This is a genomic window from Dactylosporangium sp. NPDC006015 (genome assembly GCF_040614215.1).
Classification (GTDB): Bacteria; Actinomycetota; Actinomycetes; order Mycobacteriales; family Micromonosporaceae; genus Dactylosporangium; species Dactylosporangium maewongense.
Genome location: NZ_JBEXUD010000001.1, coordinates 1 through 26,964 on the forward strand (window position 1 = coordinate 1; position 26,964 = coordinate 26,964).

Here is a 26,964-nt window from a genome sequence, read left to right on the forward strand (position 1 = left end):
ATGTTCTTGAGGACGTCCGCGCCACCGATCTTCGCGGCGCTGGTGAGGATGATGTTCCACTGGTAGTACGCGGCGTTGGCACCGGCGTAGGCGTAGGGGGCGATGCCCTTGGCCTTGATCTTGTCGCACAGCGCGGTGAACTCGGCCCACGTCTTCGGCGCGGCCCAGCCGTTGTCGGCGAAGAGCTTGCCGGAGTACCAGATGCCGAACACGGTCGAGACGTAGTACAGGACGTACGGCTTGCCGTTGAACGAGCCCGTGTCCACCGTGCCGGGGACCAGGGTGTCGCGGACCTTCTTGGTCGGGTCGTCGACCGACGGCGCGTCGAACAGCGCGGTCAGGTCCTGCAGCTGGCCGTCGGCGACGAGCGCGCCGAAGTCCAGCGACTTCTCGCCGGAGTTGTTCACGAACTCCGGCGCGTTGCCACCGGCGATGAGGGGCTGCACCAGGGTGGAGATCGCCTGGCTGGACTGGTGCTTGACCTCGGACTTCGGGTGAGCCTTCTTGTACATCGGCTCGTGCACGTCGGTCGCGTACTTGTCGCCGTAGCCACCGTTGAAGATGACGACGTTGATCGGCTGGTCCTCGGGGGCACCCAGCGGGTTGGTCGCGCTGACGGCACCGGTGTTGCTGGTGCCCGGCTCGTCGTCGCTGCCGCTGTCGGCGCACGCGGCGAGGAAGCCCGCCGCGGGCGTGGCGACGAGGCCGGCAACGGCGGCGCGCTGCAGGACAGTCCGCCGCGAGAGCGCGTTCGGCGTCGACGGGGACTCGGGGGTAACGGACATGATCTGTCTCCTCGGTTCGGGTCAGGCGGTGCGCCGGACACGTCCGGCGTACCGCGACTCGAGGGTGTGGTTGTGCTCGTCCCCGCCGGGGACGTTTGCGGACAGGTAGACGGGAGCCACCTCGCCCGCAGCCTCGATGCGTCGCACGACCTCGGCGACCACCAGCTGCGCCATGAGCGCGTTGGTGACCGAAGAGACCGGGCAGACCGCGCCGCCGCTATCCAGCGACAGCAGTGCGTCACCGTACGGCGCGCCGTTGTCCAGCACGACGTCGGCGATATCGGCGAGTCGCTTGCCCGAGGGGTGCCTGGGGGACACCCGCTCGGTGTGCTCGACCGACGTGATTGCGATCAACTTGTGTCCACGCTGCTTGATCAGCAGCGCCATTTCGACGATCCCCCCGTTGATCCCGGACTGTGAGGCCATCACGAACACGTCCTCGGGACGCGGCGCGGCGATCTCGTACAGCTGGGCGGCGATCCGGGGATCGCGTTCCAGCTTCTCGTCCTCGAGGATCTGCGGGTCCTGGCCGCCGTAGACGACGAGGTCCCGCAGGAGGATCTTGTTCGTCGGCACGAGCCCGCCGGCGCGGCCGGCGAAGTCCACCGCCACCGCCTCGGAGTGCCCGGTGCCGAACGCCTGGAGGAGGCCACCGGCGCGCAGCGCGGTGACGATGTGGTCGGCCGCCTGGCTGACGTTGCCGACCTGGGTGGTGGCGATCCGGTCGATGACCGTCTGGATCGCGGAGACATAGCCATGGGCAGTGACGGTCATGCGGATGCCTCTTTTCCACTGGCCGACCGGTGACCGGCGACCGCCTGCGCGGTGACACTGAAGGCCGCGTGCGCGCGTTCGTGCGTGCGCTGCGCCACCGCGATGTACAGCAGGTCCAGCACCACCAGCTGGGGGTGCCGGGCGGAAAGGGCATCGGGCCGGAAGGTCGTCGCCTGCGTCGCGGTGAGCATGACGATGTCGGCGACCTCGGCGAGCGGCGAGCGCGGGAAGCTGGTCAGCGCGATCGTGGTCGCGCCCCGGCTGCTCGCCTCGGCGATCATCTCGATGGTCTCGCGGGTCTGGCCGCTGTGCGAGACGCCCAGCGCCACGTCGCCGGACTTCAGCAGCGCCGCGCTGGCCAGGCCGTTGTGCACATCGGTCCACGCCCACGCGGCGATGCCGATGCGGTGCAGGCAGAACTGCATCTCGCCACCGACGAGGGCACTGCCGCTGGCGCCGTAGATGTCGACCCGGTCGGCCCGGGCGATGGCCTCCGCGGCGCGCTCGACCTCGGTGAGGTCCAGCAGCGAGGCGGTGTCGTGCATCGCCTGCGTGTCGGCCGCCATGATCTGGCCGAGGACACGCTCGAGGGGGTCGGTCGGCTGGATCTCGCGGCCGATGTCCATCGTCCAGCCGCCGGTACGCGACGCGCGGCCGGTCTCACCGGCGATGGCGAGGCGCAGCTCGGCGTACCCGACGAAGCCCAGTGCCCGGCAGAAGCGGGTCACGGTCGCCGGTGAGGTGCCGCTGCGCTCGGCGAGCTCGACGATCGTCGAGCGGGCCGCGGCGGCGGGGTCGGCGAGGATCAGCTCGGCGACCCGCTGCAGGGCACCGGTGAGCTCGGGCAGCTGCGCCCGGACCTTCGCCAGGACGCTGTCGCCGGTGACGATGGCCGGGAAGCCGTCGGCGCCAGAAAATGGGCCGGACGGTGCGCCCGCCGGGATCGACGACACCGGCGAGGCACTGACAGCGGTGTGCACCGCCGTCGTGAGCTCCTCGCGAGATGCCATGTCGTTCCCTTTCAGCAAAGTTCCTTAACTGTTAGTGGTAAAAGTTCTTACTGAGGGGCCCTTCTTGTCAAGGAGTTGGGCGAAGTTTTCAAACTGTTACCTAAGAAGTGGATCTTAAAGACAGCTAAACGTGCAGCTCAGAGCCGTTCGACACGTGTCTGCACCCCGGCCGCCGAGCGCTGGCCGACCCGACCAAGAAGACCAGACGCGACCGGGTGATCGTCAGGGTGAGCCGCAGATATAGCCCGTTTTGTTACAAGCGGGGATGCCGCGGTGATCGGTGGTTTTCATGAAGAAGGGCCGAACAGACCCTTTCGGTCCGTTCGGCCCTTTGCACCGCTTGTGAGCGCACTCAGTCGGAAGCGCTCCCATGCGCCGTCAGTACCTTGGTCAAAATTTCCAGCCCTTCACGGGCTTCCTGCTCGCTCAGGTTCAGCGGCGGGCCCATCCTGATCGTCGTGCCGTACAGGCCGCCCTTGCCGACCAGCAGCCCTTCGCGCTTGCACGCCTCGAACACCGCGTTGGTCGTGGCGACGTCGACGAGCTCCACGCCGAGCATCAGGCCCTTGCCGCGGACCTCGACGACGGCCGGCGAGGACACCGCCCGCAGCCCGTCGAGCAGGATGCCGCCGACGCGCGCGGCGTTGGCCTGCAGGTCGTGGTCGAGGATGTAGTCGAGCACCGCGTTGCCGGCGGCGGTGGAGATCGGGTTGCCGCCGAACGTGGAGAACGAGATGCCCTGCACCGACTCCATCACCTCGGCGCTGCCGACCACACCGGCGAGGGCGAAGCCGTTGCCGATGCCCTTGGCGAAGGTCAGCAGGTCCGGCGTGACGCCGTGTGCCTGGTAGCCCCAGAAGTGCTCGCCGGTGCGCCCCCAGCCGGTCTGCACCTCGTCGGAGACGAGCAGGATGCCGTGCTCGTCGAGGATCTCCTTCCAGACCCGGAGCAGGCCGTCAGGGCCGCTGGTGAAGCCGCCGACGCCCTGGATCGGCTCGGCGATCAGGCACGCCACCGGGCCGGCCGTGGTCGTGGCGAGGACCTCGCGCAGGTCCTCGGCGGCGGCCCGCAGGTAGTCCTCGTCGGAGAGGCCCTTCAGCACGCCACGCAGCCGGTCGCCGGAGTGCAGGTAGCTGACGTTGAACGGGCTGAGCGGCGACGCGGACCAGGCCCGGTTGCCGGTCACGCCGATCGTCGCCGCGGTCCGGCCGTGGTAGCTGTTGCGCACGGCCAGGATCGTGTTGCTCTGCCGCCGGTTGGTGGCCAGCTGCAGGGCGGCCTCGTTGGCCTCGGTGCCGGAGTTGGTGAAGAACACCCGGGCGTCGGGGATGCCCGACAGCCGCGCGATCTTCTCGGCGAGCTCGACCTGCTGGCGGATCAGGTACAGCGTCGACGTGTGCGCGATGCCGGTCCGCAGCTGCCGCTCGACCGCCTCGCGGACCTCCGGCACGTCGTAGCCGAGGGAGTTGGTGAGCACCCCGCCGAAGAAGTCGAGATAGCTCCGACCGTTACTGTCAGTGACTCTTGCGCCCTTACCGGTGACGAGCTCGATCGGCTCGGCGTAGTAGATCGGCATCCACGAGGGCATGACGCCCCGGTGCCGGCGGAGTAGGTCATCCATACCGCACATTCTCGCGCTGGCGTTTTCACGCTGCTTCGATATGCTGTCCGGCGATGTTGACGGCGCCGCGACGGATCCTCACGTTCCTGGTCACCACATGCATGCTGGTGATCGTGTTCGCCGACCCCGCGGCCGCCGAGCCCGGCGAGGACGGTGGCAGCAACCTCACTGTCCGTCAGGCTCTCGACAAGGCGCTCGGCGAGTACAACGACGCCAAGGGCCGCCTGGACAAGTCGACCGCCGACCAGGCGGCGATCGAGGCCGAACTGGGCAAGACCCAGGCCCGCCTCGCCGAGCTGGAGGTGTCGGCCGGGTCGGTCGCCAGCGCCGCGTACCGCGGCCGCCGCGTCAGCCTGTTCAACGTCCTGGTCGGCAGCGACAACCCCGACCAGCTGCTGCACGACATGTCCACGATCGAGTACATGATCTCCCGCGACGACAAGGCCCTGCACGAACTGGCCGAGACCCGCAAGAAGCTGGAGCAGCAGAAGGCGGACATCGCCGCGGCGGTCGCCAACCAGCAGGCCCAGCTGAAGGTCATGGAGGCGAACAAGAAGGCCGCCGAGGACGCGCTGAAGAAGGCGGGCGGCGGTGGAGCGACCACCGGCGCCCCGACGGGCGGCACGGTCACCACCAAGCCGGTCGCGCGCAACTCCGACGGTTCGTATCCGAAGGAGACCTGCAGCCTCAAGGACCCGACGACCGGCAACTGCATCTCCCCGCGGATGCTCAACGCCTACAACGAGGCGAGGCTGGCCGGGTTCACGCACTACACGTCGTGCTACCGCAGCGGTGGCGGCGGCGACCACCCGCTCGGCAAGGCGTGCGACTTCTCCGCCAACAAGAGCACGTTCGTCAACGCCCGGGCGACCGGCGACGACCTCGCCTACGGCAACCGGCTCGCCGCGTGGTGCGTCGCCAACGCGAAGAACCTCGGCGTCAAGTACGTCATCTGGTACAAACGGATCTGGCAGCCCAGCAGCGGCTGGAAGTCGTACGGCGGCGACGGCACCCCCGCCGGTGACCACTACAACCACGTACACCTGTCGATGCAGTGAGCTAGTCCCGCTGCGCGTCCAGGGCCAGCAGCGCGACGTGCAGCGACAGGCACGCCTGCACGTCGTCGAGGTCCGCGCCGATGATCCTGCGGATGCGGGCCAGCCGCTCGTAGAACGCGGGCCGTGACAGGTGGCTGTGCTCCGCCGCCGCCGACTTGTTGCGCCCGCACTCCAGGTACACCCGAAGCACACCCAACAGTTGCTCGCGGGGGTTCCTGGCGTCGTGCGCGAGCAGCGGCCCGAGCTCCCGCTCCACGAACGTCTGCAGCCGCGGCTCGTCACGCAGCATGTGCAGCAGCCCCGGCAGGCCCACGTCGGCGAGGCGGACGACGTCCCCCGGTCCGGCCGCCGGCCGCCGGACCGACACCGCGACCTGGCTCGCCTCCAGCAGCGAACGGCGCGCCTCCCTGGGCGTCGCGACCCCCTCCCCCGCCGCGACCACCACCGCGCCGCCGGCGAGCTCACGCACCCGCACCGCGAGCCGCCGCAGCGCGTCCGGCTCGTCCTCGGCGGCCCGCAACGCCAGCAGGACCCCGACGAGATCGCCGTCGAGCGCCCCGGCGAGCCCGGCCAGCGACGTGTCCCGCAACGCCCGCGCCGCCACCCCGGCGGAGCACCCACGCAGCACCACCCCGACGAGTTGCCGTCGCTCCAGGTGTACGCCCAGCGCCTTCGCCCGCACGATCACGTCCGCCACCGGGGCGGTGTGGCCCACGAGCGCCACGAGCAGCGCCGACTGCGCCTGCCGCTCCAGCGCGTCCTGGTGCTCGTCTCTCTTGGTGAGCCGCGCCAGCGCCAGCGTCGCCGCGGCCCGCTCGATCAGCGTCACGTCACGGTCCCGGGCCACCGGCAGCCGGATCAGCAGCCGCCCCCAGTCCTGCCCGCGCGCCCCGACGACCGTCACGAGCCAGCCCTTGCCGGCGTCGTGCCCGGTGCGCCCCGCCGGCTGCACCGCCCGCGAGTGCGCCTCCCAGTTCGCCAGGAGCAGCTCCGCGGACCCGCCCGCCGCGTCGTAGGCGAGGACCTGCCGCGACAGGTTCTCCAGCACGACGGGAGCCCCCGCGAGCGCCGCGGTCTGCGCCACCACCTCCGCCGGCGCCGCCCCCTCCACCGACAGGTCCGTGAACCGCTGGTGGATCTCGGCGGTCGCCCGCAGCTCGGCCAGCTGCGCATCCACGATCATCCCGTGCACCGCCTGCGTGATCAGCACGAACGGCGTCCCCCGGTGCAGCTCGACCAGCGGAAACCCGAGCTCCTCGGCGGTCCGCACCATCACCGCCGGCAGCCGCTGCTCGAACCGCCGCCCCATCTCCACCGCCAGCCCGCACGCCCCGACGTCGGCGATCTCGGCCACGAACCGCCGCAACCCCGCATCATCAGGCGGCAACCCGATCCCGGTGATGAGGATCAGCTCCCCACCCCGCAGCAGCGTCGCGATGTCGGGCACCTCGGAGCTGTGCACCCACCGCACCGCCTGATCCAGCCCACGCTCCCCCGCCACGACCCGCGGCGCACCGTTACGGACCGGGTCGAGCTCGAGCACCTCACGCACGGACGGGAACATCAGCGCGGATGCTACAACTTCCCACCGCACCCCCGACCGCTCCCGCCGCCACGCCCTCGCCCTCGTCGAGCCGTCGCCCCCATCCCCCGCCCAGGCCCCCGGCCTCCGTCGCCCCCACGCGAACCCACCGCGCTCCCGTCGCACCCGCCGGCCCTGCCCGAGCCCGCCGCGCGTTCGTCGAGCCTCCCCGCTCGTCGAGCCCGCGGACCCCAAGATCCCTGCGCGAGGCCCACTGCGCCCTCGTCGAGCGCCCGCCCTCATCGCCTCTGCGCGAGTCATCGAGCCCTGCCCCGTCGAACCCGCCGCGCCTTCGCCGAGCTCTGCCATCATCGAGCCCGCGGACACCGTGACCCCTGCGCGAGTTTCGTTGTGTTCCCGTCGAGGCCCCGCCCTGATCGCCCCCTGCGCGAGCCACCTATGCCGTCATCGAGCCCGCCTCCGTCGAACCTTCGCGAGCCCCCGCCGCGGCCTCGTCGAGCCCCGGCAAACATCGAGCCTGAGCCCTGCGCGAGCCCGCCACCCCGTCCGCCCGGTCGCCCGGTCGCCCACAGCCCTGCCCCAGCCTCAACGACCGTCACGAGCCAGCCTTGCCGGCGGCGTGCCCAGTACGCCCCGGCTGCCGAAAGCGGGCTTCCCAGTTCGCCAGGAGCAGCCCTGCCGCTCACCGCGTCGCAGGCCGAGCCCGCCGGCCCTGCGCGAGCCCGCCGCACCCTCGAACCCGCCACATACCGTCAGGCCCGCTGCACCCTCTCGGACCGCCGCACCCTCGGACCGCCGCACCCTCGAACCCGCCACATACCGTCAGGCCCGCTGCACCCTCTCGGACCGCCGCACCCTCGGACCGCTGCGGCCCCGGACTGCTGCGGCCCCGGACCGCCGCGGCCCCGGCCGTCCCGTCGCCGGATCCGCCGAGAGCCCTTGCCGCCCCGGGCACGCCCGGCTGTCCCGGCCGACCCGCCGATCCCCGCCGCCTGCCCTCAGGGCCATTGAGCCCCTGGCTGTCCCGTCGCGCCCATTGCGAGCCACGACGCGGTCCCCGTCGAACCCATTGCGGGCCGGGAGCCGCTGCGGGCCGAGACCGGTGCTCGGCGGGTACGCGCGCGGGAGCGGCGGCGGATGGCGGCGGTGTCTGGTCGGCTGGCGTTCAGGGGTCCACTTGTGTCGGGCACGGAGGTGGGTCGGTGCCCGGGCGTTCCGCTCTTCGAGACCGTAACACTGCCGACCAAATCGCGGACACGCGTTGTCATGGGTTGCCGACTCATCGCGACTACGTGCTGGTCAGCATAACTGAGGGGAGGCGGTGGCGGAGGGGGGTGCCGGGGCCTGCGGTGAGGAGGTGGCCGGCGTGGGCGGTCAGGGTGCGGGCGGCGCCGGCGTCGCACACGTCGGTGAAGGCGTGCGGGCGGGGTACCGGTGGGCGGGCGGCGATCCGGTCGTCGCCGGTGATGGCGTACAGGCGGCCGCCGAGGGTGGTCAAAGAGACGCTGCCGCCCGCGGTGCCGATCTGGCGCCAGGCGCCGGTCTCCAGTTCCAGGGCAGGCAGGTACCAGAGGGTGTCGCCGCGGGCGGCGGCGAAGAGGCCGGCGTCGCACAGGGCGAGGGCGCGGGCGCCCGGGGGTGCGTCGGTCACGTCGGTCCACGTCGTGGCGTCGAAGGCCGGGTCGCGGTAGATCAGCCGGCCCGTGGTGGTGAGGGCCCACAGGCCCTGGCGCATCCCGCCGGCGGCCTCGCGGGGGGAGGCCAGGCACAGGACGTCGGGGGCGTCGCCGATACGGTGCCAGGGGAGGTTCTGGCCGCAGGCCTCGCGGGCGAGGAGGGCGCCGTCGGCGTTGACGGCGTAGAGGGCGCCGCCGCAGGCGGTGAGGGCGTGCAGCTCGGCCGGGGGGCCGATGACGGTCCAGCCGGCGGGGGACGTCGCGGTGAAGCGGTCCAGGACGTTGCGGGTGATGCGGTCGACGACGGGGTCGGTGAGGCCCTTGCCCCAGTTGACGGTGGCGGCCGTAAAGACCGTGCCGGCGCCGAGGTCGAAGACGCCCATGGTGGCGGCGCCGCCCTGGCCGTAGCGGCGCCAGTGGCGCAGGTCGGCGGTGGCGAGCACGACGAACGACGGCGGGGTCCCGTCGCGGCCGGTGGCGCGGGGCACCCCGCCGACGTCGGCGATGTCGGCGGCGTCGGTCTCGTAGCCGAGGGTGCCCTGGCCGAACTTGTCGCCGTCGCTGAGGCCGGTGCCGTCGAAGACCCAGTGGTCGGCGAACCTGGCCGTGAACGTCTCCCGGCCGATGACGGCCATGCCGTCGCCCCAGGCGCCGGCGCCGCGGCGGAAGCTGACGCCGGTCATCGCGTTCTCGGGGCGGTTGACCGGGGCGCTGGACCACTCGACGGTGACCCGACCTGGGTCCACTGTGGACATGGGGTCGGTCGTGGCGTCGCGGTGGCAGACCATGGTGCGGCCCCCGTCCTCCAGGCGCATCTGCCACCAGGCGGTGTTGGCGCCGAAGACCGCGAGGTTGCCGCCACGGCGGACGAAGGCCTCGACGGCGTCGCGCTGCTCCCAGGTCCAGTACTCGTCGTGGGCGCAGACGACGAGGGTGCGGTGGCCGTCGAGGATCGCCGGGTCGAGGTGCAGGTCCAGATTGGAGCAGTAGTCGACCTCGTACCGCGCGGCCCGCAGCCAGCGCAGCAGCGGCTCCTCCCAGCGCTCCGGCGGTGGCCCGCCGCCCGGCCGGTCGAAGCTGACGGCGGCCGCGCGGGTCGGCTCCTCCGCGTAGTAGAGACCTTCGCCCGGCACGCCCGCGCGGTTGTACGCCTGCCACGTCGAGAACGGCACCGACACCAGGATCGGCGCCCGGGCGGCTGCCGGTCGCACCACGAACCAGGCCTCGTCGTCGCCGGCGGCGTTGATCCGTGGCAGGGTGCCCGGAGCGGCGAACGTCGCGCGGTACAGCGACGACGGCCACGACACGGGAACCCGCAGCGTCCACGTCGGACCGTCCGCTGTGTCCCGGCACATGACGAGCCCGGTGACGGCGTCGGTGACGACGACGGTCGCGGCGCCGGTCGTCACGAACGTCAGCGCGGCCCCGGCCACGACCGAGGTGGCCCGGGCGTACGCCGAGACGGTGACCGCGGCCCCGTCGGCGACGGTCACAGCAGCCCCGTCAGCGTGGACATCGGCACGTCCGAACCGGCGGCGCGGACCAGCAGCTCCTCGATCGCCCGCAGGTGCGCCTCGATCGCGGCCGGTGGCAGGTACGCGGTGTCGGCCGTGAGCGTGACGACGAGCGCCTGCCCGTCGAGCGTGACGTGCAGGCAGTAGCGGCACGCGACGCGTTCCTGGGTGGCGGGGAAGTCGAAGCGGGTGTCGCGCTGCAGGGCCCTCAGGTCGGTTGCCGTTCTCAGGGGCCGGCCGTCGATGAGCCGCATGTCGTTGAAGCAGCAGTACGGGTGGACCGGCTCGCCCCGGGCGGCTTCCGCGTCGGCGAGCATCGCGTCCCACCCGGCGGGGTCGTAGGCGGCGGCGCGGTACCCGCGCAGGGCCGCCTGCCAGCCGGGGCGCAGCAACGCGCCGAACGTGGGCCGGTCGACGTCGAGGACGAACAGGCCGTCCTGCGACAGCGTGCTGACGAGGTCGCGGTGCCCGGTGGTGAACCGGTTGCCGACGATCGGCATGACGGCGGTCGTCGGGTGCCCGCCGGCGGCCGCGGCGAGCGCCCCGGCGGCGGTGAGCAGCACGGTGGAGCCGCTGACGCCGTGCTGCGCGGCGAGCGCGTCGACGGCGCCGGGCAACGCGGTGGAGACGATCCGCCCGGTCCAGTAGCGGGGCGCCTGCGGCGGCGCCGCCGTGGTGGGGAACATGGTGGCGGGGATGCGGGTGAACTGTTCGGCCCAGTACGACAGGGCGGCGGCGCCGCGGCGGTGCCCCTCCGGCGACTGCTGCTCCTCGGCAAGGTCGAGGGGGTTGGTCTCGGGGGCGCGCAGGCCGCGGTCGCCGCGCAGTGCGAGCAGCCGCAGCTCGCGGGCGAGGACCTCGGCGCCGTGGCCGTCGGTGGCGAGGTGGCACAGCACCAGGACCAGGTGGCTGACGGCGCCGCCGCGGGTGACGAGCGCGGCCCGCACCGGCCACTCGGCGCGGTAGTCGAAGGCGGTGCCGGCAAGCGTGTCCCGGGCGCGGGCCGCGGCGGCGGCCGGGTCGTCGCCACCGTCCACCATGGACACGTCGAGGACGCCGGCCGCGGCGAGCACCTGCTCCGGTGTGCCGCCGGTGGAGCCGAGCCGGGTGCGCAGCGCCTCGTGGCGGGCGACGAGCGCGGCCAGAGCGCCGAGGGCGGCGTCGACCGGCACGGTCCGCGGGCCGAGGTCGACGATCCGGTCCAGGTTGAAGTAGTGGTCGTTGGGCACCGTGCGACCGATCGCGTTCCAGATGGCCCGCTGCCCCCACGTCAGCGAGCCAGTGCCCGATCGTCCGCCCGCGAACGGCAGCCGGTGCAGCGTGAGCGGCTCAGTCATCACGCACCGCCCGCTCCTGCACAGTGCCCCCGAGGTCGTCGGCGACCGCCCGCTCCTGCGCGGTGCGCACGAGGTCGTCGGCGACCGCCCGCTCCTGCACGGTGCGCACGAGGTCGTCGGCGACGGCCTGCCCCTGCACGGTGTGCCAGAGGTCATCGGCGACCGCCCGCTCCTGCACGGTGCGCACGAGGTCGTCGAAGTCGTCGAAGTGCGTGCCGGGCGTGTCCAGGTCGAGCTGGACGCCGAGCTCGTCGTCGAGGGCGTCGACGAGCCGCAGCACGGCGAGGGAGCCGACGCCGAGCGCGGCGAGGGACCCGCCGCCGGTGAGGATCTCCTCGGTGGTGACCTCGCCGTCGGTGGCGGTGCTGACCATCGTCGCGACCCGGTCGCGGAGCGCCGCGTCGACCGGAGGCGCGCTCATCGGGCGGCCAGCCGCTGCCGCAGGCTCAGCGGGCGGATGTCGGTCCACACCTCGTCGATGTGGGCGACGCACTCGTCCCTGGTGCCGGTGAACCCGGTGCGCCGCCAGCCGGCCGGCGGCTCCTCGGCGGCGTTCCACAGCGAGTGCTGCTCCTCGTCGTTGACGACGACGGCGAAGGTGTCGGTCATCGGGCCTCCCGCAGGTCGGCGATCGCGGCGACGACGCCGTCGATCGTTGGGGTGTCGAAGAAGACGTCGAGCGGCACGTCGACGCCGAGACGCTTGCGGATGCGGACCGCGATCTGGGTGATGGTGAGGGAGTGCCCGCCGAGGTCGAACAGGTCCTCGTCGGGCCCGATGTCGTCGATGCGCAGCACCTCCTGCCAGATGGCGGTGACCGTTGCGGTGGTGTCGTCGCCGGTACCGGCGGAGCCCCCGGCCACGGCAGCGACGGCGGGACCGGCCGCGGGAGGATCCGCTGGCGCGGGCAGGGCGGCCCGGTCGAGCTTGCCGTTCGGGGTCAGCGGGAAGGCCGGCAGCGCGACGACGGCCGACGGCACCATGTAGCCGGGCAGGGCCTGCGCCACGTGCTCGCGCAGCGCCGCCGGGTCCACGGTGCCGCCGGCGGGCACGACGTAGGCGACGAGGCGGGCTCGGGGGCCGTGCGGGTCGGCGAGGACCACCGCGGCCTGCGCGACCGTGGGGTGGGTGGCGAGCCGGGCCTCGATCTCGCCGGGCTCGATCCGGTGGCCGCGCAGCTTCACCTGGTTGTCGACCCGGCCGAGGAACTCCAGCCCGGAAGGCCCGCGCCGGACCCGGTCACCGGTGCCGTAGACGCGGGCGCCGGGCGCGCCGAACGGGTCGGGACGGAACCGGTCCGCGGTCAGGCCGCCCCGGCCGCGGTACCCGTGAGCGACGCCGACCCCGCCGATCCACAGCTCCCCGGCGATGCCGTCGGGGACCGGCCGCAGCGCGTCGTCGAGCACGAGGAGGGTGGTGTTGGCGACGGGCCCGCCGATGGTGACGGGGGCGCCGGGCCCGATGTCGGCGAGGGCGGACCACACGGTGGTCTCGGTCGGCCCGTACGCGTTGACGAGCCGCCGCACGAGCGGGGCGAGCTGGTCCGCGAGGTCCGCCGGAAGGGCCTCTCCGCCGGTGACCGCGACCAGGTCGCCGCGGGTCAGCCCGGCCTCGAGCAGCAGCCGCCAGCCGGACGGGGTGGCCTGCACGTGGGTGACGCCGTGCCGCTCGACGAGCCGCAGCTGGGTGGCGGCGTCGCGGTGCCGGTCCGGCGGCACGAGGACGATCCGGGCGCCGACGGTCAGGGGCAGCAGCAGCTCGACGGTGGAGATGTCGAACGACAGCGACGTGAGGCCGAGCCAGGTGTCGCCGGCGCCGGAGCCGAGGTGGTCGCGCATCGAGTCGACGAGGTTGGTGAGCGCGCCGTGCGGGACGGCGACGCCCTTGGGCTTCCCCGTCGACCCCGAGGTGTAGATGACGTAGGCGACGTCGTCCGCGGCCGGAACGGCCAGCGGGGTGCCGCCGCCGGACGATGCCACGTCGTCCGCGGCGGGGACGGCGGGCGGAGTGTCGCCGGACAGGGTCACGTCGGCCGGGGTCAGGACGAGAGCGGCGCCGGCGTCGTCGCGGATGAACGCGATCCGCTCCGCCGGGTAGTCCGGATCGAGCGGCAGGTACGCGGCGCCGGTCTCCAGGACGCCGAGGACCGCGACGAGCAGCTCCGCGGTCCGTGGCAGGGCGATCCCGACGAGGGACCCGGGCCCGATCCCCTGCCGCCGCAGGCGGTCCGCGAGGTCGCCGGCGGCGGCGGCGAGCCGCCCGTAGCCGATCCGCCGGTCCCCGCACACGACGGCCTCGGCGGCGGGGTCGGCGGCGGCCCGGGCGAGGAACCTGTCCACCACGGTGTCCCGCGGCGCGGGGCCGACCGTCGACACGTCCACCGTGGACGGCAGGGCCAGGTCGGCGACAGGGGTCTCGGGGACGGCGACGGCGGCCGCGAGCAACGCCTGGAACTCCGCCGCGACCTGTTCGGCGGCGAACGATCCCGCGACGAGGTGCAGGCTGCCCTCCACGACCGTGGGGCCCTCGACGAGCTGCAGGTTGGCGGTGCCGCGCACGGCGCCGGGGAACACCAGCCAGTCGACGGTGGTGTCGACCCCGTCGAAGGTGGGCGGTTCGGCCCGCCGCCGGTAGCTGACCGTCAGCGGGGCGAGCGCCGCGCGCGGGGTGAGCCGGACGGCGTGGCTGAGCGGGACGGCGCGGTGCGGGTACAGCTCCCGCAGCTGGGTCCGCAGTGCCCGGGCGAACGCGGCGAACGACTGCGCGGGGTCCGGCGTGGAGCTGACGGGCAGCTCGTTGACGTGCAGGCCGATCCGCGGCACCGCCCGGTCCGCGGTGGACAGTTCGAGGGCGGTGGTGACGGTGCCGTTGCCGTACCGGCGCAGCAGCGCGTGCCAGGCGGCGAGGAGCAGCTCGAAGTGGGTGATCCCGAGGGTGGCGGCGGTCTCGGCGAGGGCGGCCGTGCCGACGGTGAACGGGACCGCGACGGCCCCTGCGCCGGGCGCGGGGTGCCGGAGACCGGGCAGCTGCGGCGGGAGCGGCTCCTGCCACCGCGTGGCCCAGAACGCGGCCGCGGCGGCGGTGTCCACGATGGACGAAGCTGCCGGCGTGTCCCCGATGGGCAGGGTGCCGCCGTTGTACGCGGTGGCGAGGTCGGCGACGAGGACCTGCTTGGAGGTGCCGTCGAAGACGAGGTGGTGCGCGACCACGCACAGCAGGTGCTCGCCGGGCGCGGTGCGCAGCAGCGTGAACCGGGCCAGCGGCCCGCGGCGCAGGTCGAAAGGCGCCGCGACGAGGTCCGCCACGTCCGCCACGCCACCGGACCGGACCACGAGGGTGACCTCGGCGCTGCCCGGCGCCAGCGCGACGAGGTCCTCGTCGACGGCCCCGGCCAGCACCGGGTGGCGGGCGACGACCGCGGCGACGGCGGCGCTCAGCCGGTCGACGTCGAGGGCGCCGGTGAACCGGATCGTCACCGCGAGGTGGTAGGCGGGCCCGGCGGGCAGGGTCTGCTCGGTGACCCACACGCCGTGCTGGGCGGGCGTCAACACGGCTGGGGCGGTCACGGTGGTCACGGTGGTCATCGGCCCGCCCTGTCGTCGTCGGGAAGCTCGGAAGGAGAGGAAGGCGAAGAAGGAGAGGAAGGAATGGGGGAAGAGGGAGACGAGGGAGGCTCGAGAAGCTCGCGAAGCGAGCGCTTGAGGATCTTGCCGTTGTCGTTGCGGGGCAGCCGGTCCAGGAACAGCACGCGGCCGGGGATCTCGTGCCCGGCGAGCCGTTCGAGCAGGAACGTGCGCAGCTGCGGCGCGGTCAGCGGGCCGTCGGTGACGACCGCGGCGGCGACGGCGGCGCCGAGGACCGGGTGCGGCACGCCGAACGCGGCGGCCTCCCTGACCAGGGGGTGCTCGTGCAGGGCGTGCTCGATCTGCAGCGTCGACACCTTGTGCGCGCCGGACTTGATGACGTCGCGGTCGCGGTCGACGAGGTACAGGTAGCCCTCGTCGTCGAGCCGGCCGACGTCGCCCATCCGGACCCACCGGCCGTGGAAGACCTCCGCCGTGGCCTCGCCGTCGCCGTAGTACGAGCGGGCGGCGACCGGCGAGCGCAGCCACACGTCGCCGGCCTCCCCCACCGGCAGCGGCCGCCGGTCCGGCCCGGCGATCATCAGGTCGGCGGCGACGGTCGGACGGCCGAGCGCGGCGGGTCGTTCGGGGTCGAACACCATCGACGTCTGCGCCGGGGCGGCCTCGGTCGAGGTGTAGTAGTTCACGATCGTCGCGCCCGGGAACGCGGCGGTGAGCTCCAGGGCGACCGCCGGCGGCAGGGCGGCGGCGGTGGAGCCGATGAGCCGCACCGTGGACAGGTCGTGTGTCTTGTGCACGCCGGCGTGCAGCAGCTCGATCGCCATGGCGGGGACGAGGAACACGGTGCCGACGGCGTGGCGCTCGACGAGCTTCGCGAAGCGGCCGGGGGTGAAGGTGCCGGCGGTGAGGGCGGCGGCGCGGGCGTTGAGCGCGTTGACGAGCATCGTCTGGCCGGCGTTGCTGCCGACGGGGAACGCGTGCAGGAAGTGCGCGGAGTGCGCGAGCGGGCGGCGGCGCGGGTCGAGGGTGCAGCCGTGGGCGAGGTTGGCGTGGTTGGCGCCGACGCCCTTCGGCACGCCCGTGGTGCCCGATGTGTAGAGGATCTGCGCCAGGTCCCGCGGCGAGGGCGGCGGCCCGTCGAAGGTCCCGCCACCGAGGTCGGCCAGGGCCGCGGCCCAGACGCCGTCGGGGAACGGGACCGCGCCTGCGGAGGGCGGGGCCGCGCCGGCGGGGTGCAGGACCGCGCGGGCGCCGCTGTGGGTGAGCACGTGGCGGACCTCGGCGGGGGCGAGCCGGTCCGACATCGGCACGGCGACGAGCCCGGCGCGCAGGACGCCGGTGAACGCGACGGCGTACTCGTGCCAGCCGCCGGTGCCGTAGTGCAGCGCGACCCGGTCGCCGGGCGCGAGGCCGCGGTCGCGGAGCCCGGCGGCGACCGCCCCGGCGCGGGTGTGCCACTCGCCGAACGTGACCCGCTCGTCCCCGGCGACGAGCGCGACCCGGTCCGGTTCGCTCGAAGCGCGATGGGCGAGCAGCTCCACCAGGGTCGCCGGCACCGCCGGCGCCCGTCCGCCCGCCCTGGGGGCGGGGATGGCCGCGGAAGTGGTGGTCATCGGGCCGGCTCCAGCCGCCGGGCGTCCTCAGGAGCGGACTGGTCGCGGCGGCGCAGCTCCTGGATGCCGACGAGGTCGTCGGGCAGGGCGTCGGGCACGTCGGCGTCGAAGCGGCGCAGCACCGGGATCCGCAGCCCGGCGGCGACCATCGCGGCCATCGCGAGCCCGAACACGACGTACATGAGGGCGATCCCCCGGCCGGGCCCGGTGCCGATGACCGCGCCGACGGTCCCGGCGAGCGCGCCGCCGGGGGCGAGGAGCGGCTCGAAGAGCTTCGTGCCGAGGGGCGCGACGATGCCGTGGCCGATCGGCAGCGTCGACCAGGCGACCATGGTGTTCAGGGCGAAGACCCGGCCGTGGTACCGCTGCGGCACCTTCACCTGCACGATCGTGGTGTAGACGCCGTTGACGAGCGACAGCGCCGCGGAGAGGCCGAAGGCGCAGGCGCCGACGACCCACACGCTCGCGTGGGTGCCGCCGAGGACGGCGGCGGCGGCGAGGAGGGCGGCGAGGCCGAGCATGCCGCGCAGCCGCTGCCGGCGGGGGCCGCCCCAGAAGCCCATGGCGATGCCGCCGACGATGACGCCGGCGCCGCCGCACATGGCGACCCGCGCGGCGGTGCCGAGGTCGGCGAAGGACAGCACGAGCGGGGTCATGAGCAGGAACAGCGGGGCGAGGAAGATGTTCAGCCCGGCGAACCACAGCAGCATGGCCCGGAAGCCGCGGTGGTGCCACGAGTAGGCGAAGCCGTGCCTGATCTCCGCGAGGAGCGTCTCGCGGCGCCGCCACGGCAGGGTCCGCGGGAACTTCACGACGGCGAGGACGGTGATCGCGACGGTGTAGCTGAGCACGTCGATGACGAGGATGCCGCGCAGGCCGATGCCGGCCATGAGCCCGACGGCGATCAGCGGCACGACGAAGGCGCTGACGCCGCCGGCGAGCTGGACGATGCCGTTGGCGTGACCGAGGTACTGCTTCGGCACGAGCTGCGGGACCGCGGAGGCGTACGCGAGCCGCTGGAACGTCAGCGCGATCGACAGGGCGGCGAGCAGCGGGTAGATGTGCCACGGGACGAGCGCGCCGGCGACGAGCAGGGCGAGCAGCGCGGCCTGGGTGGCTCCGGCGGCGATGTCACCGGCGAGCATCACCTTGCGCCGGTCGAACCGGTCGACGATCGCGCCGGCGACGGGCCCGGCGAGGATGCCGGGGAGCATGCCGATGACGGCGTAGAGGGCGTACCGGGCGACGGACCCGGTCTCCAGGTAGATCCAGATCGGCAGGGCGAACTCGGTCAGCGCGGAGCCGGTGATGGAGACGAGCTGGCTGAGCGCGACGATGAGGAACCGCGCCATTCCGGGCTGCGCGACGGGTTTCGCCGCGGCCGGGTCGGCGGGTGCGGGTGCCGCGGCGCCGGTGCCGTGCAGCCACCACGACGTGTCCCCCGCCGTCGCCGGCAGCACGTCCGCGGGTGCGGGGCCGCCGGGGGCGAGCGTCGGGTGGGTGCGGCTGACGATGTCGGCGAGCTCCTTCGCCCGGTACTTGAGGAAGAAGTGCCCGGCCTCGTCGAGGAGCACGAGCGCGACCCGGTCGGAGACGAGCAGCCACTCCTTGTACCGCTCCTGGTAGAAGTCGGCGGCGGGGTCGCGGGTGCCCATGACGGACACGATCGGCGCGCGGAGGCGGGCCGCCGCATGACCACCGCCGCCGTCGAGGGTGGCGGTGAAGTACTCCTCGGCGGCGACGGAGTCGCGGCGCATGTTGCCGATGATGAACTGCTTCTGGGTGTCGTCGAGGTCTGCGACGTCGGCGCCCATCGACGTGAGCCAGTTCTCGTAGACCCGGTTGCCGAGCAGCGGTTCGAGGGCCGCGAACCGGCTCAGGGCGCTCAGCACGCGGCTGCGCGGGCGGGCGAACGGGAACTGGGCGCCGATGTAGACCGCTTCGAGGTCCCGGCCGGCGTTCTCGAGGCGGCGGGCGACGGCGACGATGAGGGCGCTGCCGACGCCGCAGTGGCCGTACAGGGCGATCGGGCCGCTGACGCGCTCCTGGATCTCGGCGGCGACGCGGTCGGCGAGCTCCTCGAAGGGCAGGCGCTCCTCGGTGAGGCCGACGTCGTGCCCGGGGATCGCGACGGACCAGAGGGCGTGCCCGGCCGGCAGCGCGTCGGCGAGGGGCTGGTAGACGACGGCGCTGCCGCCGCCGTACGGGACGCAGACCAGTGACAGGTCCGGCGTGGACGAGGCCTTGGTGAGCTTGTGCAGCAGCCGCCGCGGCCCGCGGTCGTCCTCGGACATGGACGCGAACGCGGCCAGCTCGCGGATCGTCTTGAGGGTGAACACGTCCATGACGCTGACCGGCTGCCCGATGCCGTCCAGCTGCTTGCGGGCGCGGGCGACGACCTGGGTGGCGAGCAGCGAGTGCCCGCCGAGGTCGAAGAAGTCGTCGTCGACGCCGACGGACGGCAGTCCCAGGACGTCGGCCCAGATGGCGGCGAAGACCAGCTCCGCCGGGGTGGTCGGCGGGGCCGACTCGGAGCCGCTCGCGGCCGCGACGGGTGCCGGGAGGGCGCGGCGGTCGAGCTTGCCGCTGGGGCCGAGCGGGAGTTGGTCGAGGCCGACGTACGCGCTGGGCACCATGTAGTCGGGCAGGCTCGCCTTCAGCGCCGACTTCAGCGCCGGCGCGTCCGGCTCGGCGATTCCGGTGAGGTAGGCGACGAGCCGCTTGTCGCCGGGCCGGTCCTCGCGGACGGTGACGGCGGCCTCGGTCACGCCGGGCTGGGCGCGCAGGGCGGCCTCGATCTCGCCGAGCTCGATCCGCAGCCCGCGGAGCTTCACCTGGTGGTCGATGCGGCCGAGGAACTCGATGGTGCCGTCGGTGCGCCAGCGGGTGAGGTCGCCGGTGCGGTACAGCCGGTCGCCGGGCGGCCCGAACGGGTCGGGGACGAACCGGGTGGCGGTGAGCCCGGGCCGGTCGTGGTAGCCCAGCGCCAGGCCGACGCCGCCGATGTGCAGCTCGCCGGGGACGCCGGGCGGCACCGGCTGGCCGGCGGGGTCGAGGACGTAGAGGCGGATGTTCTGGATCGGCGCGCCGATCGGGACCGTGTCCAGGTCGCCGGAGCACTGGAAGGCGGACACGTCGACGGCGGCCTCGGTCGGGCCGTACAGGTTCCACAGTTCGGTGCCGGGCAGCGCGGCGGCGAAGGCCCGGACGGCGTCGAGCGGGAGCTCCTCGCCGCTGCAGACGACCCGGCGGAGGCCGGTGCAGGCGGCGACGCCGTCCTCGGCGAGGAACATGGCGAGCATCGACGGCACGAAGTGGGTGGTGGTGACGCCTTCCCGCACGATCAGGTCGCGCAGGTAGGCGGCGTCCTTGTGCCCACCGGGCTTGGCGAGGACGAGCCGCGCGCCGGTGATGAGCGGCCAGAAGAACTCCCACACCGACACGTCGAAGCTCGCCGGGGTCTTCTGGAGCACGACGTCGGTGCCGTCGAGCCGGTAGGTGCGCTGCATCCAGTCGAGGCGGTTGACGATGCCGCGGTGCGTGTTCGGCACGCCCTTCGGCTTCCCCGTCGACCCCGACGTGTAGATCATGTACGCGACGTCGCCGGCCTCGGGCGTGTCCGGCACGGGCGGGAGCTTCCGGGCGAACGCCGACGGGTCGTCGAGGAAGATGACGGTCGCGGTCGTGTCCGGCACGGGCAGCCGGGACTGGGTCAGCAGCACCGGTGCGTCGGCGTCGGCGAGCATGAACGCGAGCCGGTCCGGCGGGTAGTCGGGGTCGAGCGGCACGTAGGCGGCGCCGGCCTTGAGCACGCCGAGGAGGCCGACGACGAGGTCGGTGGAGCGCTCGGCGCTGACCGCGACGAGCCCGCCGGGGCCGGCGCCCTCGACGCGCAGGCGGCGGGCGACCCGGTCGGCGGCGGCCTCCAGCTCGCGGTAGGTGAGGCGCCGGTCCTGAAACTGCACGGCGACGGCGTCGGGGGTCCGGGCGGCCTGCGCGGCGATGAGCCCGGGCAGGGTCGCGCCGTCCGGGAAGTCGGCGGCGGTGTCGTTCCAGCGGTGCAGCACCTGGTCGCGCTCGTCCGCCTCCAGCAGGTCCACGGTGGACACCGGCAGGCCGGGCCGGGCGACGACGGCGCGCAGCAGCTTGTCCAGGTGCCGGCCGAGGCGGGCGATGGTGGCCTCGTCGAACAGGTCGACGTTGTAGTTGAACGCCCCGCGCAGCCCGCTCGGGTCCTCCATGACGAACAGTTCGAGGTCGAAGCGGGTGCCGGTGGCGCGCAGCCCGAACGGGGTGACGTCGAGCGGGCCGGTGCCCCCGGCGAGGTTGGCGGCGGCGTAGTTCTGCACCGCGAGGACGGCCTGGAACACCGGTGAGCGGCTCACGTCGCGGGGCACGCTGAGCTCGGAGACCAGCTGCGCGAAGGGCAGCTCCTGGTGCGCGTACGCGGACAGGCACGTCTCGCGGGTGCGCTCGATCAGCTCGTCGAACGTGGGGTCGCCGTCGAGGCGGGCCCGCATCGCGAGGACGTTGACGAACATGCCGATGAGCCGTTCGAGCTCCGGCTCGGGCCGCCCGGCGATGGGTGAGCCGACGGCGAAGTCCCGCTGGCCGCTGTGCCGGGACAGCACGACCTGGAAGGCGGCGAGCAGCACCATGTAGACGGTGGCGCCGTGGGCCTTGGCGAGGCGGGTGAGCCCGTCGAGCAGCTCCCGGTCGATGTCGAAGCCGTACCCGGCGCCCTCGAACGTCTGCTGCTTCGGGCGCGGCCGGTCGGTGGGCAGCGCGAGGGGTTCGACGCCGGCGAGCTCGGTGCGCCAGTAGTCCACCTCGCGGGCGAGCGCGTCGCCGGTGAGCCGCCCGCGCTGCCAGGCGGCGAAGTCGCCGTACTGGACGGGCAGCGGCGGCACGGGTGACGGGACGCCGGCGGCGTGGGCGTCGTAGCCGGCGAGGACCTCGCCGACGAGCACCTCGCTGGACCAGCCGTCGCTGATGCTGTGGTGGGTGACCAGCAGTAGCACGTGGTCGTCGGCGGCCATGCGGACCAGCAGCGCGTGCAGCAGCGGGCCGTGGACGAGGTCGAAGAGCCGGCCGACGGCCTCGTCGACGATCCTGGCGGCGGCGTCCTCGCCGGCGGCGTCGACGACCGTCAGCGTGACCGGCCCCGGTTCGGCGAGCTCCAGGACGGGCCGGCCGTCGTCGGTGACGGGGTAGCGGGTGCGCAGCGACTCGTGCCGGGCGACGACGTCGTCGAGCGAGCGGGCGAGCGCGGCCTCGTCGAGGGCGCCACGCAGCCGGCGGGCGACCGGGATGTGGTAGGCGGCGGTCCCGGGCGCGAACTGCTCCATGAACCAGAGTCGTTCCTGGGCGAACGACAGGGGCGGGACGGTGCCTTCGGGCCGGGCCGGGACGGTGGGCCCGGTCTCGGCCGGGCGTCTGCGCAGTCGTGCGGTGAGCAGTGCCCGCTTGGTGGCGGACAGGTCTTCCACGGTCATAACAGGTCCCCCGTGAGCATGTGCCGTGCAGTCTCTTCGTCCATCGCCTCGATCTCGGCGATGAGCAGCGCCTCGACGGCCTGGGCGAACCCGGCGACGGTGCGGTGGGTGAACAACGTGCGGATCGGGACGCTCAGGTCGACGGCGGCGCGGACCCGGGCGACCATGCGGGTGGCGAGCAGCGAGTGGCCGCCGAGGTCGAAGAAGTCGTCGTGCGCGCCGACCTTCTCCACGCCGAGCACCTCGGCCCAGACCCCGGCGACGAGGTCCTCGGCGTCGGTGCGGGGCGCGACGTAGCCGGCCGACGAGCGGACCTCGGGATCCGGGAGGGCGGCCTTGTCGAGCTTGCCGTTGACGGTCAGCGGCAGGGCCTCCAGCGGCACGACCGCCGTCGGCACGAGGTGCGCCGGCAGCGTCGCGGCAAGCGCTTGCCGCACGGCCGACGGGTCCAGTGACGCCGGTGTCACGTAGCCGATGAGGGCGTCGGTGCGGGCGACGACGGCGGCCTGGCCGACGTCCGGCAGCGCCAGCAGGGCGGCGGTGACCTCGCCGGGTTCGATGCGGTAGCCGCGGACCTTGACCTGCTCGTCGAGCCGGCCGAGGAACTCCAGCTGCCCGTCGGGGCGCCACCGGACGCGGTCGCCGCTGCGGTACCGGCGGGCGCCGGGCGGGCCGTCGGGGTCGGGTTCGAACGCCTCGGCGGTGCGGCCGGGGCGGCCGAGGTAGCCGTGGGCGAGGCCGGCGCCGCCGATGCGCAGCTCCCCGGGGACGCCGGGCGGCACGCGGCGGCCGTGCCGGTCGGTGACGGCGAGAGTGGTGTTCCACAGTGGACGGCCGATCGGCGGCCGTTCGCCGGACCGGTCGCCGGTGAGGTCCGCGGCGGTGGCGATGATGGTCGTCTCGGTGGGGCCGTAGGAGTTGACGAGGCGGACCCGGTCGCCGAAGGCCGCGGTCCACTGGGCGACGGCGGCCGCCTCGACCTGGTCGGCCCCGAGGATGACCAGGCGCAGCCCGGCCGGCCACGGCACGCCGCCGAGGTCGTCGACCAGGCGGTGCCAGTACGGCGTCGGCAGGTCCAGGACGGTGACGCCCGCCCCGGCCGGGGACGCGAGGAAGTCGGGCAGGTCGGCGTCGGCGAAGACGACGGTGCCGCCGGCGGTCAGGGCCGGCCACAGCTCCTCGGCGTGCGTGTCGAAGCTCAGCGCCGCGAACTGGGCGACGGTGTCGGCGGCGGTGATGCCGTAGCCGTCGCGCATCCAGGCGGCGCGGGCGGCCAGGGCCCGGTGCGGGACCAGGACCCCCTTCGGGGTGCCGGTGGAGCCGGAGGTGTAGATGACGTAGGCGGCGTCCTCGGGGTCCGGGGCCACGGGCGCGGCGGCGCCGGTCGCCGTCACCGGGATCGTCCGGACGCCGTCGAAATGCTGCCCGTCGGTCACGACGACGCCCGCGCCGCTGTCGGCGACCATGAAGGCGAGGCGGGCCGGCGGGTACGACGGGTCGAGCGGCAGGTAGGCGGCGCCGGCCCGCCAGGCGGCGAGCATCGCGACGACGGCCTCGGGGCCGCGCGGCAGGCAGACGCCGACGATCCCGGTCGCGCCCGCCTCCCGCAGGGCGCCCGCCAGGCGGCCCGACGCGTCCCAGAGCTGCGCGTAGGTCATGCCGTCGAGGGCGGCCTTGTCCGGGTGCCCGGCCGCCCGGGACGCGACCCCGTCCAGGACGGTGCCGGTCGGCGGGCCGCCGGCCGTGCCGGCGAAGACCGCAGAACTCAGGAACACCTCGTCGGCCTCGGTGAGGACCGGCAGGTCACGGACCGGGGTGTCGGGGGCGGCGACCGCGGCGCGCAGCAGCACCTCGAAGCGCTCGGCGAGGGCGGCGACCGTCCCGGGGCGGAACAGGTCGCTGCGGTAGCCGAAGACGCAGACGAGCTCGTCGCCGGAGCGCCAGACGTCGAGCATCACGTCGACCTTCGTCTGCGCGTGGCCGCCGTCGATCTCCACCGCGGTCAGCGGGCCGAACGCGTGCGGCCCGCCGTGCCGGTCGCCGTCCTGGCTGTGCACGGTGAGCAGGGTCTGGAACAGCGGGTTGCGCGACAGGTCCCGCTCGACCCGCAGCTCGTCGAGGAGCCGCTCGAACGGCATGTCCTGGTGCGAGAACGCGCCGAGCGCGGTCCGGCGGGTGGCCTTCAGCAGGTCCCGGAACGTGCCGCCGCCGCTGAGGTCGGCGCGCATGACGAGGGTGTTGGAGAAGTAGCCGACGAGCGGCTCCAGGTCGGGGTCGTTGCGGCCGGCGACCGGCACGCCGACGCTGACGTCGTCCTGCCCGGTGTGCCGCTGGAGCAGCAGCTGGTAGGCGGCGAGCAGCACCATGAACGAGCTGACCCGCTGCTCGCGGGCGAAGGCGTCCAGCGCCGCGGCGCCCGGGACCCGGCGGGTGTGGAAGGCGCCGTCGGACGTCTTCGAGGTGGGCCGCCGCAGGTCGGGCTGCAGTTCCAGCGCGGCGGCGCCGGCGAGCTGCTCGCGCCAGAACGTGGTGTCCTGCTCGGCGCCGGCGGCGCGCTGGGCCCGCGCGTAGGCCGTGTACGTGGTGGGCAGCGGCGGCTCGTCGAAGGTGCCGGCGTAGCGGCGGGCGAGCTCGTCGCGCAGCACGTTGAGCGACCAGCCGTCGGCGACGATGTGGTGCACGACGAGACTGAGCACGTGCTCGTCACCGACAGTGACCAGCGTGGCACGCAACAGCGGGCCCTCGGCGAGGTCGAACGGGGCGTTGCTGCGCTCGGCGAGCAGCGCGGCGAGGTCCTCCTCGGCGCAGGCGACCTCGTCCAGGACGGGGGCCGGGCCGGCCGTCGCGAACGGGCGGCCGTCGACGGCCGGGAACCTGGTGCGCAGCGTCTCGTGCCGCTGGACCAGCCCGTCCAGCGCGGCGCGCAGCCTGGCCGGGTCGAACTCACCGGCGAGCCGCAGCACCAGCGGGATGTTGTAGGAGGCGTCACCTGGGTCGAGCTGGTCCAGGAACCAGAGCCGTTCCTGCCCAAAAGACAAAGCTCCCGACACGAGTCCCCCTCTCGTCGGCGTGACCATCGGTAAGGTACGAGTCGATACGTAAACTGTCAACAATCCTTACGATTAACCTAGTGAATCGACGACGATGAGCCCGTCGATGCCGGTACGCGCCGAGGCGGGCCCGCATCGTCGCGCGGCGGTACGATGAGGGCCGGTTCGGACATGAGCCGCGGGCGCGACAGCGCCCATTCCGTGCACGGGCCGAGTGGGTCGGCTGTGAGCTCCGAGGAATGCGCCTCATGTCCGCGTATCGATCCGTCGACCGACCAGACATCTCTCCCGCGGCACCGCGGACCCAGCCGCGGACCCAGCCGCGGACCCAGCCACAGACGGAGCCACAGACGGAGCCGCTGCGGCTGAGCGGGTCGGCGGCCCGGGCGAGCGCGCGGGTCGCCGCGGAGGCGAGCCGGGCGGCCGCCGGGCAGGCGCGGCTGGCCTCCGCGATGCTGCGGGAGCGGCAGCGGGAGGTCGCGGCGGCCCGGGCCCGGCTGCTGGAGCTCTTCGAGCAGGTGGCCCCCCGCCTCGCCCGCGCGCCCGGCTCCTTCCCGGTGGGGGCGGCCACCCGCGTCCCACCCGCCGTCGAGAACACCGCGCCGCCGCCCGGGCAGGACCGGCGGTCACCGACCCAGGCGTGATCGACTCGGGGTGATTGCTGCGATTCGGCGGCCATCCGCGGGTATCACCTCTTCAAGCGCCCCGGCGAGAGGGAGACTTGAGGGAGCGCGCGGCGCGACCGCCCCCGCGTGCCGCCACAGGGAGTCAGATGGACCTGACGATCACGGTGTCATCCCAGCGCGACGAGGACCTCGTGGAGGTCGCCGGCTCGGTCGACTACGCGACCGTGCCGTACGTGCGGCAGGTGCTGTTCGAGCTGTTCGACGCCGGACGGTGCCGGATCGTCGTCGACGCCTCCCAGCTGCGGGTCATCGACGCCGCGTCGATCAGGAACCTGCTGTGGCTGCGCGAGCGCGCCGGGCAGCTCGGCGGCGAGCTGCGGCTGGTGGGCGCGACCGGCGCCGCGCTGACCGCGCTGGAGATCACCGGGGTCGCGAAGCAGTTCGGGGCGTACGACCGGGTCTGCCGGTCCGAGCGGGCCGACCGTCGCGTCGTCGACCTCGGCAGCCTGCGCCCCGGTCCCGACCAGTGGCCCATCGAGGTGACCGGCCTGCTCGACCGGCTGCACGCGATGCCGGCCGGCGGGCCCGACCACGGCCGGGCCCGCGGGTCGATCATCGAGCTGTGCCTGCCCGCCGCGCACCGGCTGGCGCGGCGCTACGCCGGTGCCGGGGAGCACCTCGACGAGCTCACGCAGATCGCGTCGCTGGCGCTGGTCAAGGCCGTCGACGGCTTCGACTCGTCCCGCGGGGTGGAGTTCGGTGCGTACGCGACGCCGACCGTCGTCGGCGATCTCAAGCGGTTCTTCCGCGACCAGACCCCGGGCATCAGGATGCCGCGCCGGCTGCAGGAGCTGCGCCTCGCCGCGGGACTCGCCCGCGACGACCTCACCCAGCGGCTCGGCCGCTCGCCGACCGCCGCCGACGTCGCCGCGGACCTGGGCGTCGGCGAGGAGGAGGTCGTGGAGATGCTCGGCGCGACGTTCGCGGACCGGCCGCTGTCGCTGAACGCGCCGGGCCCCGGGTCCGACTTCGACAACGCGACGCTGATCGACGCCCTCGGCGGCGACGACCCGGCGTTCGGCCTGGTGGAGTACCGCAGCTCGATCGCGGTCGTCATGGCCGAGCTGCCGGAGCGCGCCCGGCGGATCATCGGCCTGCGCTTCTACGGCAACCTCACCCAGGCGGAGATCGCCCGCGAGCTCGGCCTGTCGCAGATGCAGGTCTCGCGGCTGCTGCAGCAGACGCTCGACCTGCTGCGCCGACGGCTGACGGAGTGAG

General features: G+C 73.8%; 16 protein-coding genes. 3 read left to right on the plus strand and 13 right to left on the minus strand.

The window, feature by feature from the left end; translation table 11 throughout:
* The 4 genes from ABZ321_RS00005 to ABZ321_RS00020 form a co-directional block, all read right to left on the minus strand.
* A partial coding sequence (locus ABZ321_RS00005; RefSeq protein ID WP_354887971.1) for an extracellular solute-binding protein occupies positions 1–785 on the minus strand: 785 nt, incomplete at its 3' end.
* A gap of 21 nt (positions 786–806) precedes the next feature.
* Positions 807–1,559: an SIS domain-containing protein gene (locus ABZ321_RS00010; RefSeq protein WP_344502896.1), complete on the minus strand. Its 753-nt coding sequence runs from the start codon at positions 1,557–1,559 to the stop codon at positions 807–809.
* On the minus strand, positions 1,556–2,569 hold the full coding sequence (locus ABZ321_RS00015; protein WP_354887974.1) for a MurR/RpiR family transcriptional regulator: 1,014 nt from the start codon (positions 2,567–2,569) through the stop codon (positions 1,556–1,558). The genes ABZ321_RS00010 and ABZ321_RS00015 overlap by 4 nt, the downstream gene beginning before the upstream one ends.
* Before the next feature lie 352 nt (positions 2,570–2,921).
* Complete coding sequence (locus ABZ321_RS00020) at positions 2,922–4,190, minus strand: aspartate aminotransferase family protein (RefSeq protein ID WP_344502898.1); 1,269 nt, start codon at positions 4,188–4,190, stop codon at positions 2,922–2,924.
* A gap of 53 nt (positions 4,191–4,243) precedes the next feature.
* Here ABZ321_RS00020 and ABZ321_RS00025 point away from each other — a divergent pair, with 53 nt between their 5' ends.
* Positions 4,244–5,248, plus strand: a complete 1,005-nt coding sequence (locus tag ABZ321_RS00025; RefSeq protein ID WP_344502899.1) for a hypothetical protein — start codon at positions 4,244–4,246, stop codon at positions 5,246–5,248.
* Position 5,249: 1 nt separating this feature from the next.
* On the opposite strand, the gene ABZ321_RS00030 is transcribed toward ABZ321_RS00025, so the two are convergent.
* From ABZ321_RS00030 to ABZ321_RS00070, 9 genes are all read right to left on the minus strand, one after another.
* The gene (locus ABZ321_RS00030; protein ID WP_354887977.1) at positions 5,250–6,812 is read right to left on the minus strand and encodes a PucR family transcriptional regulator; all 1,563 of its coding nucleotides are present in this window, start codon (positions 6,810–6,812) and stop codon (positions 5,250–5,252) included.
* Between the two features lie 1,267 nt (positions 6,813–8,079).
* The gene (locus ABZ321_RS00035) at positions 8,080–9,960 is read right to left on the minus strand and encodes a N,N-dimethylformamidase beta subunit family domain-containing protein (protein ID WP_354887980.1); all 1,881 of its coding nucleotides are present in this window, start codon (positions 9,958–9,960) and stop codon (positions 8,080–8,082) included.
* Positions 9,957–11,318, minus strand: coding sequence for a condensation domain-containing protein (locus tag ABZ321_RS00040; RefSeq protein ID WP_354887983.1), 1,362 nt, complete (start codon positions 11,316–11,318; stop codon positions 9,957–9,959). Before ABZ321_RS00040 ends, ABZ321_RS00035 begins: the two co-directional genes overlap by 4 nt.
* Complete coding sequence (locus ABZ321_RS00045) at positions 11,311–11,739, minus strand: hypothetical protein (RefSeq protein ID WP_354887986.1); 429 nt, start codon at positions 11,737–11,739, stop codon at positions 11,311–11,313. Before ABZ321_RS00045 ends, ABZ321_RS00040 begins: the two co-directional genes overlap by 8 nt.
* Positions 11,736–11,927, minus strand: a complete 192-nt coding sequence (locus ABZ321_RS00050) for an MbtH family NRPS accessory protein (RefSeq protein ID WP_344502904.1) — start codon at positions 11,925–11,927, stop codon at positions 11,736–11,738. Before ABZ321_RS00050 ends, ABZ321_RS00045 begins: the two co-directional genes overlap by 4 nt.
* Entirely contained in the window at positions 11,924–14,902 is a 2,979-nt protein-coding gene (locus tag ABZ321_RS00055) for an amino acid adenylation domain-containing protein (protein ID WP_354887989.1), read from the minus strand. Before ABZ321_RS00055 ends, ABZ321_RS00050 begins: the two co-directional genes overlap by 4 nt.
* Positions 14,899–16,515: a class I adenylate-forming enzyme family protein gene (locus ABZ321_RS00060; protein WP_354887992.1), complete on the minus strand. Its 1,617-nt coding sequence runs from the start codon at positions 16,513–16,515 to the stop codon at positions 14,899–14,901. The genes ABZ321_RS00055 and ABZ321_RS00060 overlap by 4 nt, the downstream gene beginning before the upstream one ends.
* Positions 16,512–22,010 carry an amino acid adenylation domain-containing protein gene (locus ABZ321_RS00065; protein ID WP_354887995.1) on the minus strand — a complete coding sequence of 1,833 codons (5,499 nt, stop codon included), beginning with the start codon at positions 22,008–22,010 and terminating at the stop codon, positions 16,512–16,514. Before ABZ321_RS00065 ends, ABZ321_RS00060 begins: the two co-directional genes overlap by 4 nt.
* Complete coding sequence (locus ABZ321_RS00070) at positions 22,007–25,060, minus strand: amino acid adenylation domain-containing protein (protein ID WP_354887998.1); 3,054 nt, start codon at positions 25,058–25,060, stop codon at positions 22,007–22,009. Before ABZ321_RS00070 ends, ABZ321_RS00065 begins: the two co-directional genes overlap by 4 nt.
* Positions 25,061–25,308: 248 nt before the next feature.
* On the opposite strand from ABZ321_RS00070, the gene ABZ321_RS00075 reads away from it, so the two are divergent.
* Together ABZ321_RS00075 and ABZ321_RS00080 are read left to right on the plus strand one after the other, a co-directional pair.
* Positions 25,309–25,704 (plus strand): hypothetical protein, encoded by a 396-nt coding sequence (locus ABZ321_RS00075; RefSeq protein ID WP_354888001.1) that lies wholly within the window; start codon positions 25,309–25,311, stop codon positions 25,702–25,704.
* A gap of 128 nt (positions 25,705–25,832) precedes the next feature.
* Positions 25,833–26,963, plus strand: a complete 1,131-nt coding sequence (locus tag ABZ321_RS00080; protein ID WP_344502910.1) for a sigma-70 family RNA polymerase sigma factor — start codon at positions 25,833–25,835, stop codon at positions 26,961–26,963.
* Position 26,964 lies beyond the last annotated feature (1 nt).